At 37.1% G+C, this 259-nt stretch carries 1 protein-coding gene; it reads right to left on the bottom strand.

Annotation, left to right across the window (positions count from 1 at the left end; all coding sequences use genetic code 11):
- Positions 1 to 178: ATP-dependent metallopeptidase FtsH/Yme1/Tma family protein (locus tag AAEY75_RS15960; protein ID WP_352260143.1), on the bottom strand; the 178-nt coding region annotated here is incomplete at its 3' end.
- Positions 179 to 259: the final 81 nt, after the last annotated feature.

Raw genomic sequence — 259 nt, 5'->3', positions numbered from 1 at the left:
CTGTAATTGTGCCACTGGTACTTTCAATTGCCACTTCTTGTATAGAGCCACTGCGGGCATCTTTAACAAATTGACTATAACTTGTTTGACGATCTACTTGATCGCCTCCATTAAAGCTCTGAAATACTGACATCAGCACAACTTCAATAACCAGCCAGAGTATTAGATTTTTTGCCATATCGCTCAAGGGTTTAACCTCTTGTATCAAATTAATTTAAATTCAACTAAACGACCAACAACTGTACTACAGTTTATATCC

It is taken from the genome of Psychrobacter sp. TB55-MNA-CIBAN-0194, from assembly GCF_040309505.1.
In the GTDB taxonomy this organism is placed as follows: Bacteria; Pseudomonadota; Gammaproteobacteria; order Pseudomonadales; family Moraxellaceae; genus Psychrobacter; species Psychrobacter fozii.
Note: the sequence above shows the minus strand (reverse complement) of the source record. Positions and strands in the feature narration are given on the sequence as shown.